This is a genomic window from Paenibacillus sp. J31R109, assembly GCF_059692055.1.
On record NZ_JCAUAR010000002.1, the window covers coordinates 155,328 to 168,532 of the forward strand.

The window sequence follows — 13,205 nt, forward strand, 5'->3', positions numbered from 1 at the left end:
TCATTCTGTCCGCGCTCTAAAAATGAAACCGGAGATACCGAATAGCAAGTAGACCAGGGCAAGAAAGTAAAAAATACTGGATACGTTCAAATAGTGCAACGCCATTCCGCCAACTAAGGGACCGATGATGCTTCCTACGCTATATTGAATCGAGGCAATGATATTGGCTGTTGGCAGTAAATGCCTTGGTAAAATATCGGCCGCGTAAGCAAGACCAAGCGAGAAAAATGACCCCACCATGCCGCCTGCTACACCTAAACAAATCCCAAGTCCCCATAAGTTTGTCCCTACGAAGGGTACGCAAGCGAACGCCAAAGCCCCTACGATAGCTGTGCCCATTAGAATGGGCTTTCTCCCTACACGATCGCTCCATATCCCAAGAGGCAGCTGCATAATGAGTCCACCAATTCCCGTGACAGGAAGTAAGAGCCCAATCGTAGACTCCGATATCCCGATTCGCAGACCGTAGAGAGGAAAGTTGCTATTCATTGCGGCTTCCATATAGCCAAAGAGCAAAGAGGTTATAAGTGGAAACCATGCTAATGAAATGACGGTCGTTGCTCGTTTATGGGCGGCTTCTGCACGTTCTGAACGTTCAGGCTTTTCATTCTTTAGCTTCGTTAGCAAGATTAAGATCAAAAGAAAGAAGCAGGTTGTCACAAGGAAAGGCATCCAAATACCCGCTTTTAATAACGTGATACCTAAAGGCCCTATACTAAAGCCTACCCCATATGCCATGCCATACAAGGAGATATTGCGTCCTCTCTTCTCTTTCGGACTAGACGCAACAATCCAGAGCTGTGTTGCAAAATGTAAGGCGCTATCGCCAATTCCTACAAGCAGCCGCAGGACGAACCAAAAACCAACATGCTGCCATACGGGGAACAAACAATTCGCGATGATGATTAAGCTCATACCGATCATAATAACCGGTTTATAACCATATCTTCGTACCGGCTTCTCGATGACGAACATCGTCGCGAAGATTCCTATATATAAAGCCGCAGCATTTAAACCATTCGTATCCGTTGAAACACCAGCGCGATCAAGTAAAATCGTGAGAAGTGGCAGAAGCATCCCTTGGCTCATTCCTGCCACGATAATCACCATTATTAATGTCGTTAATTGATAATTAGACTTCCAGAATTTAAGAACCATTCCCGAAATCCACCGTTTCCCATCTCTCGGCATAGTCATGTAGCTTGCCATGAAGGGGCACACGGAACTGCGTAAATATGACGAGTCTTGCTTTTTTAATCCACTCTTTGAAGGATGGGTAGGTAACGAAAAGATTCGCATAGCGATCACTCATACAAATAAAGTGAGGACCCGGCGATTTCTCAGTTAAAAAACTTAACGACGTGTCCAGCGGCGTGTACTTCTTGCGTTTGCCTTCCCATTTGTCCAATTCAATCTGCAGGGTGGAATCTACATCTTCTAACAATTGCTCCAACTGTTTCACACGAGCATAATATGGCATTTCTGTCCGAATCTCCATCCTACGCAGGGTTTCCTCATGTTGTGGATAAAAGATTGCACGTACGAACTTTCTTTCTTCCGCCCAGGCGATACACGCGCTGATCTCGTGTGCTGTCCAGTCTTCGAACGTTTCAAATACGAGGACGGTACCTTTCTCGGATTCGGCTGGGGGTTCGTACCCAAAGGGTACTTTGATTTGATCTCGTGCCATAGCTACCTCCTCTAGTTGTCCTTACATCTTGATGACTTTTTACAAATTCCAAACTCCTATACGTAGTATACCCCTTCCAACTCCGTGAAGCCATGCCCTCGATTGGATTACGCCAACGCGTTGCGTTATACTTTATAAGTACATATTTTTAATTAAGGGAGACCTACCGTATGAGAGATCCGAGACTTCAAATTTTTGCCCGAAACATTATTCGGTATTCCGTGAGCCTGCAGCCCGGTGAGAACATATTGATTGAAATGATTGGTGTAAAAGATCCTGAGCTTGCGAAATGTTTGATCGAGGAAGTTTATGCTGCTGGAGGTAATCCATTCATCGAATTACGTGATCCAGCGATTACACGGAGCCTGCAAATGAAAGGAACACAAGCCCAATTCAGCGCATGGTCAGACATTGAGCTTGCTCGCATGAAACAAATGGATGCTTATGTGGCTGTTCGCAGCGGCGATAACATTACAGAATCATCGGATGTGCCTGATGAACAAATGAAGCTGTTCCTGAAGTACTTCCAACGTCCAATCTTCGATGAGCGGATAAATAACACCAAATGGGTCGTTATGCGCTACCCGAATCCGTCCATGGCTCAGCTAGCGGGTAAAAGCACAGAAGCATTTGAAGATTTCTACTTTAACGTCTGCAACCTCGATTACAGCAAAATGGCGAAGGCCATGGAATCACTAGTTGATCTGATGAACCGAACCGATCGTGTGCGTTTGGTCGCTAAGAACACGGACCTCAGCTTCTCGATAAAAGATATCGGTGCTGTACCTTGCTCCGGGCGTCGTAATATTCCAGATGGCGAAGTTTACACCGCCCCTGTGAAAGATTCCGTGAACGGTGTTATTAGTTACAACACACCCACGATCTACTCCGGAACTTCTTTTGAGAATATTGTGCTGACTTTCGAGAATGGCCGCATCATTAACGCAACAAGTAATGATACGAAGAAGTTGAATGAGATTTTGGATACAGATGACGGCGCCCGTTACATTGGCGAATTCGCGATTGGCGTGAACCCCTACATCCAACATCCGATGAAAGATATCTTATTTGATGAGAAAATTGACGGAAGTATCCACTTTACGCCAGGTCAAGCTTATGAAACGGCAGACAATACGAACCGTTCTTCCGTTCACTGGGACATGGTATTAATTCAACGTCCTGAATACGGCGGCGGCGAAATTTATTTCGACGATGTGCTTATTCGTAAAGACGGTCGATTCGTTATTCCAGAGTTGGAAAAACTAAACCCAGAAAATTTAATGTAGTTAATCACCTACAGCATATTAAAAAAGCAGTTGAGTCTTCCGAGCGCATTCTCTCGGTAAGCTTCAACTGCTTTTTATCCTAGCCAGTGGAAAATAACGTTCGCCGCAGATTCATTATGAGCATGCGCTTGTAACGGAATAAGAAGCGAGGTTTGTTTCACTAAACCAATTAGGTTTGGCGTACTCCCGTTGGATTGTATGCGCACCTCGGCCCCTTTGGGGACGAATGGAAATACCTGCTGAATGTCCTCATTCGTTAAACGAATACAACCTAACGATTTATTTCCGCCGATCGAACTCTCATCGTACGTGCCATGTAAAGCGATTGCGCCTAGTCCTAAGCCTGCTTCACCATAACTTTGACTTGTCTTCCCTTGAGGCTGTTTCACGCGGTCTACGACCCGAAATTCGCCATCTGGCGTGCTTCCGTTGGCACCAAGTCCAATTTCTTTATCCCAGAGTAGATAAGGTCCGCTTACGAGCTTCAGATGATACGCGGCTTTATCTATCTCGAGATGGACAGGATCATAGGGAACGCTTGCCCCGTTAATTGCATTCGCATAAAACATATGCGCAATATCTGGTGACTTAGGGTCATACACCCATCCCCCTTCACCATCGTAGTTGGCTTTGATTTCATTCGATCCAGAAGCCGCTTCGATGGGGATAAAGCTCAAATAATTGTGGGGATAAGCCTGTAAGAGTTCATCTATGTGAGCGGGAGTGTGTCCGATATCGTTACGATACGATTCCAAAGCTGTTCGAACTAAATTAGCACCAAACGCGCTAAGCGGTTGGTGCTCTTCAAATTCAGGGTTCAAAAACCGGATGTGAACCAAGCCATCTGCCTCAGGCTGATAAGTAGCAAGGACACTCGCACGCTTCATATCCTCCTCATTGGTCAGCAGCATGGTTTTCCCTTGGTCCCTGTTATCTGCTGTGACTATGCCATAGATCAGAATCGCAGCTTTCGGTATTTCTTTTGCTAAAACCAAGGCTTGATCATGAAGCTTATTCTCGATTTCAGCATGTGAAGCGTCTGGCGAGAGATATAGGATAAACGGCTTGTCCACCGTTTCGTAGGTCACCTGCGTGCCTACTCCCCATACCTTCATTTTGCTAATCGTCCTAGAAATTGTTTGATTACCCGCAAAGAACGTTACCAAGATTACATTGAGAATCAGAAGGACAAGCAACAGCATTTTCATAAAAGGGGGCAATAAGGGCTTGGGCTTCACGGGCAATGTCATCTCTAGATTCGCAAGGTGAGCAGCCTGCTGCTCATCTAAGAGATGAATCGCACGATTTGCAGCCGAATAAAATGGCGAAGGATAGGTTTTGAGCACTTCCGTATAGTGAAACCTAGCTCTCTTCAAATTCCCTCTCTCACGAAACTTCTGCCCGAGATTGAAATGCGATTCTGGTGAATTCGCATCCAAATAACGAATGACCTTCTCATGATACTGTGGATCAGCATGACTAATGAACAAATTCTTGTGCAAATGAACGAGGTGATCGTCGAGTTGATTACGAAATCGTTGGTTTCGTCGGATCATTTGGCTCCTCTCCGTTCATAAATATAGCTTGTCTTTCATGATGCTTGATACATTTAGTATCTCTGATACATAATGTATCATATAATAGATTAAAAAGACAACCCCTTTAACTCATCGTGGGCTCTCCGTGTGTTGAGAACAGAAAAGACGCCCGCAGCCACCTCTAAACAGGTGGTTGAGAACGTCTAATCCTTCATGCTATTAACAATTTAATGCGCGACTGTATTATAGGTCATGATCCAGATGGAACCGGCAACGATGGTTACTAGAATAACTAGACCAAATAGCAGCGCCATGATGTTCCACCGTGCATTCTCGCCTTCTTTGAGATGCATGAAGAAGAACAATTGCACAGCAAATTGCAAAACAGCCATGACTAAAATCAAAACTAATGTACCTGTTTTCCCAAGCATATGGTTCATGACAACAACAAGAGGAATGATGGTCAGAATGATCGATAGCGCAAAACCGATAATATACGATTTCAATGTTCCATGCGACTCGTGATTGTTATGAGATTGTGTATGTGGTTGGCTCACTTACATCACCCCCATGAGATAAACGACCGTAAATACGAAGATCCAAACGACATCAAGGAAATGCCAATACAAGGAAATGATCGCTACTTTACGTTTCGTAACGGTTGTAATCCCGCGGCGTTTTAATTGAAAAATTAAACCAATCATCCAAAGCAAACCAACAGAAACGTGCAAACCGTGTGTCCCTACTAAGGTGAAGAAAGCCGATAGGAACGCACTCGTACTGATTGTTGCACCTTCATGGTTAACCATGGTAATAAATTCGGAAACCTCTAATCCTACGAATGAGGCTCCTAATATCACGGTCACGATCAACCAACCGATTAATTGCTTCAGATTTCCTTTGTGCATACCCAGTACAGCCAAACCGCTTGTGAAACTACTTGTCAGCAAGATGAAGGTTTCCGCGATGATTCCTGGCATCTTGAATAACTCTTCTGGTGTTGGTCCGCCATTCGTATTTTGGTGAAGGACGATATATGTCGCAAATAGCGAGCCGAATAAAATAACGTCTGTGATTAGAAATATCCAAAAGCCGAACGTTTTGAGCTCTTCATGCGCTTGCTCATGATCGTGTTCATGGTCGTGTGCACCATGTGCAGCTGTGTGTGCCATTACACCTTCACTCCTTTCCAAGCGGCGTCTTCTGTCTTCTTCACTTCATCCGCTGGAATATAGTAATCCGTATCATAGCTGAAGGAACGAGCAATCATACAGATGGCAACACCAATTAGCGATGGAATGGTTAGCCACATCCAATCCCAGACGAATCCGAAGCCTGCAAAAAACCATAACAACGATATAATAAACGGAATTGCTGAGTTTTTAGGCATATGAATCGGTTCATACGTAGTTGGTTTCGGTTGTTTCTTACCTTGCTTCGCTTCCCACCATGCGTCAGCGACTTCTGCTTTAGGCAATACTGCAAAGTTGTAAAGTGGTGCTGGTGAAGGAATGGACCATTCCAGTGTACGTGCATCCCAAGGGTCGCCGGTAACATCTTGTTCTCTGAACTTAATGGAGTGAGCGATTTGCCATACTTGGAAAATGAAACCAAGACCCATTAAGAAACCGCCGACAGTTGAAACTACGTTAAGCGGGCCCCAGCCCATATCCCAGCTATACGTGTAGGTACGACGCGTCATTCCGTCTAGACCTAGGAAGTATTGCGGCATGAAACATACATAGAAACCGATGTTCCACACCCAGAACGCCCATTTGCCTAAATGCTCGTTCAGCTTGAAGCCGAACATTTTCGGCCACCAGTAATAAAGTCCCGCGAAATATCCAAACGCTACCCCACCAATTAATACTTGATGGAAATGCGCGATCAAGAAATAGCTATTGTGGAATTGAAAATCAGCAGGAGCAACTGATAGCAAGACCCCTGTCATTCCCCCAACAACAAAACATGGGATAAAAGCAATCGTCCACATCATTGGTGTTGTAAAGCGAATTTTCCCTCGGAACATGGTGAAGAGCCAATTAAATACTTTTGCCCCGGTTGGTATGGCAATGAGCATCGTACTTATCGCGAAGAAAGCATTCACGTCCGCGCCGGATCCCATCGTGAAGAAATGATGCGCCCAGGTAAAGAAGGACAGCAAGCTGATGATTAACATCGCGAATACCATCGATTTATAACCGAACAGCTTCTTCTTTGAGAACGTTGATACAATTTCGGAGAAAATCCCGAAGGCTGGAATCACCACGATATATACCTCAGGGTGTCCCCACATCCAGATTAAGTTGATATACATCATCGGATTTCCGCCGCCGTCCAAGGTGAAAAAATGAGCACCGAAGAAGCGGTCTAAGAATAGTAAGGCAAGAGTCACTGTTAAGATTGGAAAAGCAAAGATAATCATGATACAGCTTGAAAATACAGACCACGTAAACATTGGCATTTTCATTAACTTCATGCCTGGTGTACGCATTTTCAAAATAGTTACAATGAAGTTAATCCCTGTTGCCAAACTCCCGATACCTGAAATTTGAATGCCCCAAATATAGAAGTTCTGGCCCACACCTGGGCTATGTGACAACTCGGAAAGTGGCGGATAACTGAGCCATCCTGCGTCTGGTGAACCACCTATTACGAATGAAACGTTGAATAGCATGGCACCCCAGAAGAACATCCAGAAACTTAGTGAGTTCAAGAATGGGTAGGCGACATCGCGCGCTCCGATTTGCAAAGGAACAACAATGTTGAATAAACCAAACATGAGCGGCATCGCCATGAACAAAATCATGATGACACCATGCGTTGTGAACACTTGATTATAGTGATCTGGTTGTAGGAACTGGCTATCCGGAATCGCTAGCTGCAACCTCATTAGAAGCGCATCTACACCGCCGCGGAATAACATTAACAACGAACAGATAATATACATGATCCCGATTCGCTTGTGGTCAACGCTTGTTAACCATTCACGCCACAGCCAACCCCATTTTCGGAAAAAGGTGAGTACGAATACTATGGCTACTAAGGAGAGCCCGATACTAACCTGAGCTCCTAGAATCATTGGATCGCCCGTTACGAAAAACTCGGATGCAAAATCTTTTATTTTATCCAGCATGAGCAGATCTCCCTTTCATGGAACTTTGATCGATATCCAATTACTTCGACATATTCATCTGACTATGATCCATATTCATTTGGCTATGGTCCATAGAGCTTTCTTTTTTCGTGTCCTTCGAGTCTTTCGTATCTTTCGTGTCATGACCACCAGCACCGTGACCATTGTGAACGGACTGACCATTCGTATATTTGTTTACGATTTGTTCAAAAAGCCCCTCTGGAACCGAAGAGAAATACTTCACGCCAGATTTCCCCGGCATTGCTAGCTCCTCGTAACCTTCTTTGGTTAATTTCGTAGGTACTTTCTTCGTCTTCTCAATAAAGGAATCAAAATCTTCTTTCGAAGTTGCATTTACATCGAATGTCATATCAGCGAAGTGCTCTCCACTGAAATTCGCTCCTGTACCGAAATAATGTCCAATCTCATCTGCTTGCAGGTAGAGTGTCATTGCCATACCAGACATGGTATAAATTTGCCCACCTAACTGTGGAATCCAGAAGGAGTTCATTGGCGCATCAGATGTAAGCTCAAACTTAATCGGTGTATCTTCAGGAATTTGCAAGTAATTCACTGTGGCAATTCCTTGCTCAGGATAGGTAAACAGCCACTTCCAATCAAGTGAAGTCACTTGAATAGTGATTGGTTCTTTATCCGACTTCAAAGGCTTTGAAGGCTCTAATGCGTACGTGTACTTCAACGTAACAACAGCCAATGTGACAATAATGATGATCGGCACAGTCCACCATACAATTTCGAGTGAGGTGCTGTGAGACCAATTGGGTTTATACGATGCCTTATTACTTTTGCTATCGCGATATCGCCATACAATCCAAGCTGTTAGTGCAAGAACTGGAACGAGGATTACCCCGCATAAAATGGTTGCAATCACAATCAAATCTCTTTGCTCAGCACCTACGGGTCCTTTAGGATCCAACACCATAGCTTGGCTGCAGCCAGAAAGTACTACGATGATGGCGACCATCATGAAGAGCATCCCTGCTTGTACAAGCTTTCTCTTCTTCATCCACTTTAACCTCCCAATCAACAAATCCTACCTGTTATCAACATATCATCTTGTTCATCAAAGTTCACCATCACAATGTCAACTTAACAAATACGTCAACGGTTCGACGTAGTAATGTAAAACAAATGTCACAGAACGTTTGTTGACTCTGCTGGAAAAATATGAACAGCAAAAAGCCTTCCAAGTTTTAGACTTGAAAGGCTTGCCTAGTATTCCACCGAACCCTCGTTCTCATTCACCTTTGGCAATATTGCGAGAATGAACCAAATGAATCGCTGTACGAATCACATAAATGTGGACACTACCTACCATGAACCCAATGCCAACCATTAATGTCGTGTTGGTATCACTGAAGCTCTCTAAACTAACCAAGCTAAGAACCAAACCTATAGCAAGCAACGCCCACGCAGCAAACGTCATTAATTTCACTAATGGCATTACATCTCGTTCAACACGTTCAACTGATTTTACGGAAACGGCTCTATTTGACATTGTCATCACAACTCCTGACTTAATTGTAAGTGCTTCATAAATAGTATAACACAAAATCTTAATTTTGTTCATATTTTATTCACACGATGATCAAAATTTGGACAAAATTTTATCGGCAATTGAAGTTACTTGATTAAACAAGGCAATCGATAGGACATTTCAATCCCCTTTCACTCTTATCATTCCATATTAGTGACTTTCGCATGCAAATTTCTAAAAAAACGAAAAAGGGCTGACCTTCGTAGATGCTCTACGGATAGTCAGCCCTTACTGTTATGTATGATCTACTTCAGAAGTGTATAGCTGCCGATAATGGGAAGTGGCTTGACTTGACCTTGGGCTGCCGCGACAATGCCCAGAATAGCCAGAACGACCAGAGCCAAGTTCGCAATCGGCTGTAGGATCCAACCAATAAACGGAATAATGCCGAGTACGACATTCACAATGACCCATGCTAGGAACAAAGTAAGACCTTGATTAGCATGGTAGCCAGCGTACTTAGATTCTTTTGCAGCGATTAATGGGATGAAAAACAAAATGTACGCAAGAATAGCCATTCCCTTGTTACTTTGAATATCTGTGGAATCGTACATGGACAGCACCTCATCTTCTCAGAGTTTACTCTTCCATTATATTCAGAAACCAGCAGCTATTCACTACCCTTTTGGACAAAACTCAAATTATTTTCGCCTCACGAAATTGACCTTCGGTGGATAATGCTCAAATCTTTGCTCCTGAGAAAGCTTCCCAATCCCGCAGTAATTGCTCCTCACGCTCAGGCTTCAATCCAGCAAGTCTAGCCGCCGCCGGATCACGACTCTGGTCCCACGCCAGTGTATCTCTAACGGTTTCGCCCAGCGGCCTAGTTTTTAATCCCGCTTGGAACGCTTTCGAGTTGTTTAGCTGTAACATGCCGATTAAGCTATCGCTTGGCAGCCAAAGCGGCAGCTCCATCCATGGACCCACTTCTTGTGCGACTAAGAATTCTTCCGTCACCCAAATTATCTTCGTCTCGATGTCTCTAGACCAACAAGCGTTCACGAGCTCTTCCATCGTGTAATCACGGCCACTAGCATGAAAAGTTCCTGTGACGCCTTGCTCAATCAACGCCAATGTCCACGCTGCAAGATCCCGCACATCGATGAACTGCAGTTTTCTTTCTCGCGGCAGTGGAACGACTACGTGCCCTCCTCGCTTCAAGCGAGCTGGCCAGTACGTGAATCGGTCTGAAGCGTCGTTCGGACCCACAATGAGACCTGGCCGAATAATGAGCGCTCTCTGTGGAAATGCCTCTTCAACGACTTTTTCACACGCTGCTTTTAGCGCGCCATAACGCTGCCCTGGATCTGCCGCGTCCTCCACGCGCAACACATCAGCGGTTTCATCCAAATCAGCCTTCTTTAAATCCGCATAGGCAGAAATGGTTGAAATGAACGTATACTGTTTCGCAAGATGTTTCAATATCTCGGTAGAGGCTGTTACTGATTCAGGCTGATAACCACTCGTATCAATCACCGCGTCCCACTCATAGCCACTCAATTTGGATAAATCGTCATTCCGATCTCCTAGGATGTGTCGAGCTTGCGGGAGGGCATGCGCATCATGCAAACCGCGATGGAATAAGGTCACTTCGTGCCCTTTCGCGAGTGCTTCTTCCGCCAGTGCCCTTCCTAGGAATTTGGTTCCGCCAAGAATTAGAATGTTCACTAGCGTTCCTCCTTAAGATTCGAATGTTGGATGATTTCATCTAAAAGCGATCTTGCTATCCGCACCTTATTGTCATCAACGGGATCGCTCACACTGCCATTTTCTCTAACTGCAGTACCTAGGTGAACACTTCGCACCCCTGTTGCACGAACGAATGAAGCAAGAGTTTCAAGCGTAAGTCCACCACCTGGCAAGATGTTTAAATGGCTTCCGCTAGTCATGTCGTTTAGTAAGCGAATCTGCTCCACCGCTTGAAGCGCACTCGAGGCACCTCCCGATGTTAGTACATTATGAATTTGTTTATTAGCAAGCAGCAACTGTAATGCTTCTGCTTGTTGCGGCACTTCATCGAAAGCACGATGGAAGGTAACGGGCAAAGAAGTAGCCTTTAGTAGCAAGTTAAGATTATATATATCAATCATTAATTCGGGTGTAAGCACGCCGAATACGAGGGCATTGGCACCTGCTTGCTCAACGTGTTGGATCGAGTCAAGCATAGTGGCTATATCTTCTTCTGACATTTGAAACGAGCGGGCATGCGGGCGGATCATTACGTTCACAGGTATGGAGACAGAGGAAGTAATTTGATTAACAAGTGCTAATTCAGGTGTTAATCCACCTTGCTGCAAATCTGCAACGAGTTCAATCCGATCTGCGCCGCCGGCCTCTGCTCGCTTGGCATCTAAGAGTGAAGTTGCAATAACTTCTAATAACATAGTTGGAATAACCTCCACATCAATGTATATGCATGTATACTCACTCTATCATAGATGGGGCAACACAAAAAACTCCCTAATTGGAGATTAAGGAGTTGTCATGTTCGTTCGTCTTATGTAGGGTCCTAGATATTCGAAGCTTTCTGCCATTGTTGTTGTTGCACTTCGACAAGCTCCAAATTGGCAAATGATCGACTAAGCTTCAACATTTTCTCCGTTGCTGCTAATTTCGGCAATGGTGCACTCATAGGCTTGCCTTTGTAACATACGATAAACAACAATTTCATCACCTTCGCTTTCTCGGATTATAACTTTTGGTTTGGTTGGCTTTGTTACCTATAAGATTCGAAAGACCCCCTCAGGTTTGAGGGGGTCTTTTCGACAATTCGACAAATTTCGCTTTTATCTTCTAAACGATGGCCAAATCCGATAATTTCGCTTTAACTTCTTCTACGAGTTGAATAGCATCTGCCTTACGATTAACAACATCGATGTGGTCCATATCAACGATCAGAACCTCGGAGGCATGATAATGATTCATGACCCAATCATCATAACCTGACCAAAGCTGACGGTAATAATCAACCAACGATTGATCCTGTTCAAAGCTCCGGCCACGAAGTCCGATACGGTGCATAACCGTCTCGAAGGAAGCTTTTAAATACACCATTAAATCAGGTGCTTTCTTTGGAAGTTCTGCCAACTCCGACATCATATTGTCTGCTAAACCTTCGTATACATCGAACTCCAACTGAGAAATACGTCCAAGTTCGCGATTCACTTTCGCAAAATACCAATCCTCATAAATACTTCTATCCAGTACATTGCGATTATGTACTAACGCCTGTTTAATGGCCTTAAATCTCGTATTTAAAAAGTGTAATTGCAGGAGAAAAGGATAACGATGTTTCTCGATCTCCTCCGGTGACGCTGTGTAAAAAAGCGGTAAAATCGGATTATCATCGACACTCTCATAAAAAACATTCGAATTTAATTCTTGCCCAAGCAAAGTGGATACAGATGTCTTACCAAGACCGATCATTCCCCCAACCACAATCACTGCCATTGACCCCTTTCTCCTTCTACCCAATCATAATTTACCTACTGTCAATTCAGCAAAGCTTACCTATTATACAAGGAATTCAAACGGGAGGGAACCCTCTTTTTTTTCCTTCACGATTACTTATATTTTACAAATTTTTGGCAATCCTCAAAGTAGTGAGCAAATGAAGCCTGATGATGATACAAAAAATTAAAAACACAGTGTGACGATTTCATTTGCCATGCTGTCTCTATTAATAAGTGACTTACAATCCTATCCATAAGACAGAGGTGTATCGATGATTTACGGGACTAAATTACTAGATACGGATTCAGAATTATTTGCCGCGGCTCTAACGAAAACGCCTGTATTTGTATGGTCACTCGATCAGCTAGGCGTGTATTACCAGGTTAATACAGGGATTATCAATAAATACACGCCTGATCACGTACAAGTTTACACTGAAAATAACCCCGAAGTATCCACTTGGTACTCAAGAGAAACATCCGAGTTTAGTATTGCATTCTAAAACATAGGAAAACCGCCGTTTCCGTATCCTTCGGTCGGCGGT

General features: G+C 44.1%; 15 protein-coding genes. 2 read left to right on the plus strand and 13 right to left on the minus strand.

The window, feature by feature from the left end; translation table 11 throughout:
• Together AC58QT_RS06335 and AC58QT_RS06340 are read right to left on the minus strand one after the other, a co-directional pair.
• Positions 1–1,158, minus strand: coding sequence for an MFS transporter (locus AC58QT_RS06335; protein ID WP_497408218.1), 1,158 nt, complete (start codon positions 1,156–1,158; stop codon positions 1–3).
• Positions 1,148–1,690, minus strand: a complete 543-nt coding sequence (locus AC58QT_RS06340; RefSeq protein WP_497408219.1) for a hypothetical protein — start codon at positions 1,688–1,690, stop codon at positions 1,148–1,150. Before AC58QT_RS06340 ends, AC58QT_RS06335 begins: the two co-directional genes overlap by 11 nt.
• 170 nt (positions 1,691–1,860) lie before the next feature.
• On the opposite strand from AC58QT_RS06340, the gene AC58QT_RS06345 reads away from it, so the two are divergent.
• Entirely contained in the window at positions 1,861–2,976 is a 1,116-nt protein-coding gene (locus tag AC58QT_RS06345; RefSeq protein WP_497281646.1) for an aminopeptidase, read from the plus strand.
• A 74-nt stretch (positions 2,977–3,050) separates the two neighbouring features.
• On the opposite strand, the gene AC58QT_RS06350 is transcribed toward AC58QT_RS06345, so the two are convergent.
• The 11 genes from AC58QT_RS06350 to AC58QT_RS06400 all read right to left on the minus strand — a co-directional run bounded on the left by AC58QT_RS06350 (position 3,051) and on the right by AC58QT_RS06400 (position 12,658).
• Positions 3,051–4,532, minus strand: coding sequence for a L,D-transpeptidase family protein (locus AC58QT_RS06350; RefSeq protein WP_497408220.1), 1,482 nt, complete (start codon positions 4,530–4,532; stop codon positions 3,051–3,053).
• Between the two features lie 209 nt (positions 4,533–4,741).
• Positions 4,742–5,071, minus strand: a complete 330-nt coding sequence (gene cyoD / locus AC58QT_RS06355; RefSeq protein WP_497408221.1) for a cytochrome o ubiquinol oxidase subunit IV — start codon at positions 5,069–5,071, stop codon at positions 4,742–4,744.
• Entirely contained in the window at positions 5,072–5,686 is a 615-nt protein-coding gene (gene cyoC, locus AC58QT_RS06360; RefSeq protein ID WP_497408222.1) for a cytochrome o ubiquinol oxidase subunit III, read from the minus strand. It lies immediately after the preceding gene.
• Positions 5,686–7,650, minus strand: coding sequence for a cbb3-type cytochrome c oxidase subunit I (locus AC58QT_RS06365; RefSeq protein ID WP_497408223.1), 1,965 nt, complete (start codon positions 7,648–7,650; stop codon positions 5,686–5,688). Before AC58QT_RS06365 ends, cyoC begins: the two co-directional genes overlap by 1 nt.
• Positions 7,651–7,690: 40 nt before the next feature.
• Positions 7,691–8,677 (minus strand): ubiquinol oxidase subunit II, encoded by a 987-nt coding sequence (gene cyoA, locus AC58QT_RS06370; RefSeq protein ID WP_497408224.1) that lies wholly within the window; start codon positions 8,675–8,677, stop codon positions 7,691–7,693.
• Positions 8,678–8,908: 231 nt separating this feature from the next.
• A complete protein-coding gene (locus tag AC58QT_RS06375; RefSeq protein ID WP_310224028.1) occupies positions 8,909–9,169 on the minus strand; it encodes a hypothetical protein in 261 nt (86 codons plus the stop codon).
• A gap of 284 nt (positions 9,170–9,453) precedes the next feature.
• Entirely contained in the window at positions 9,454–9,762 is a 309-nt protein-coding gene (locus AC58QT_RS06380) for a DUF4870 domain-containing protein (RefSeq protein ID WP_310224024.1), read from the minus strand.
• A gap of 127 nt (positions 9,763–9,889) precedes the next feature.
• A complete protein-coding gene (locus tag AC58QT_RS06385; RefSeq protein WP_497408225.1) occupies positions 9,890–10,876 on the minus strand; it encodes an NAD-dependent epimerase/dehydratase family protein in 987 nt (328 codons plus the stop codon).
• Positions 10,876–11,592, minus strand: coding sequence for a copper homeostasis protein CutC (locus AC58QT_RS06390; protein ID WP_497408226.1), 717 nt, complete (start codon positions 11,590–11,592; stop codon positions 10,876–10,878). The genes AC58QT_RS06385 and AC58QT_RS06390 overlap by 1 nt, the downstream gene beginning before the upstream one ends.
• 125 nt (positions 11,593–11,717) lie before the next feature.
• Positions 11,718–11,879, minus strand: coding sequence for a hypothetical protein (locus AC58QT_RS06395; RefSeq protein WP_310224019.1), 162 nt, complete (start codon positions 11,877–11,879; stop codon positions 11,718–11,720).
• A gap of 122 nt (positions 11,880–12,001) precedes the next feature.
• Positions 12,002–12,658 carry a deoxynucleoside kinase gene (locus AC58QT_RS06400; RefSeq protein WP_310224017.1) on the minus strand — a complete coding sequence of 219 codons (657 nt, stop codon included), beginning with the start codon at positions 12,656–12,658 and terminating at the stop codon, positions 12,002–12,004.
• Positions 12,659–12,932: 274 nt separating this feature from the next.
• Here AC58QT_RS06400 and AC58QT_RS06405 point away from each other — a divergent pair, with 274 nt between their 5' ends.
• Entirely contained in the window at positions 12,933–13,163 is a 231-nt protein-coding gene (locus tag AC58QT_RS06405) for a hypothetical protein (RefSeq protein ID WP_310224015.1), read from the plus strand.
• The last annotated feature ends 42 nt before the right edge of the window (positions 13,164–13,205 follow it).

What these genes read in the sequence shown, in the direction of transcription:
- AC58QT_RS06405 (WP_310224015.1), top strand. Translation starts at nt 12,933, where the DNA reads ATGATTTACGGGACTAAATTACTAGATACGGATTCAGAATTATTTGCC.
- AC58QT_RS06335 (WP_497408218.1), bottom strand. Translation starts at nt 1,158, where the DNA reads ATGGTTCTTAAATTCTGGAAGTCTAATTATCAATTAACGACATTAATA.
- AC58QT_RS06345 (WP_497281646.1), top strand. Translation starts at nt 1,861, where the DNA reads ATGAGAGATCCGAGACTTCAAATTTTTGCCCGAAACATTATTCGGTAT.
- AC58QT_RS06375 (WP_310224028.1), bottom strand. Translation starts at nt 9,169, where the DNA reads ATGTCAAATAGAGCCGTTTCCGTAAAATCAGTTGAACGTGTTGAACGA.
- AC58QT_RS06390 (WP_497408226.1), bottom strand. Translation starts at nt 11,592, where the DNA reads ATGTTATTAGAAGTTATTGCAACTTCACTCTTAGATGCCAAGCGAGCA.
- AC58QT_RS06340 (WP_497408219.1), bottom strand. Translation starts at nt 1,690, where the DNA reads ATGGCACGAGATCAAATCAAAGTACCCTTTGGGTACGAACCCCCAGCC.
- AC58QT_RS06395 (WP_310224019.1), bottom strand. Translation starts at nt 11,879, where the DNA reads ATGAAATTGTTGTTTATCGTATGTTACAAAGGCAAGCCTATGAGTGCA.
- AC58QT_RS06380 (WP_310224024.1), bottom strand. Translation starts at nt 9,762, where the DNA reads ATGTACGATTCCACAGATATTCAAAGTAACAAGGGAATGGCTATTCTT.
- cyoA (WP_497408224.1), bottom strand. Translation starts at nt 8,677, where the DNA reads ATGAAGAAGAGAAAGCTTGTACAAGCAGGGATGCTCTTCATGATGGTC.
- AC58QT_RS06400 (WP_310224017.1), bottom strand. Translation starts at nt 12,658, where the DNA reads ATGGCAGTGATTGTGGTTGGGGGAATGATCGGTCTTGGTAAGACATCT.
- AC58QT_RS06350 (WP_497408220.1), bottom strand. Translation starts at nt 4,532, where the DNA reads ATGATCCGACGAAACCAACGATTTCGTAATCAACTCGACGATCACCTC.
- cyoC (WP_497408222.1), bottom strand. Translation starts at nt 5,686, where the DNA reads ATGGCACACACAGCTGCACATGGTGCACACGACCATGAACACGATCAT.
- AC58QT_RS06365 (WP_497408223.1), bottom strand. Translation starts at nt 7,650, where the DNA reads ATGCTGGATAAAATAAAAGATTTTGCATCCGAGTTTTTCGTAACGGGC.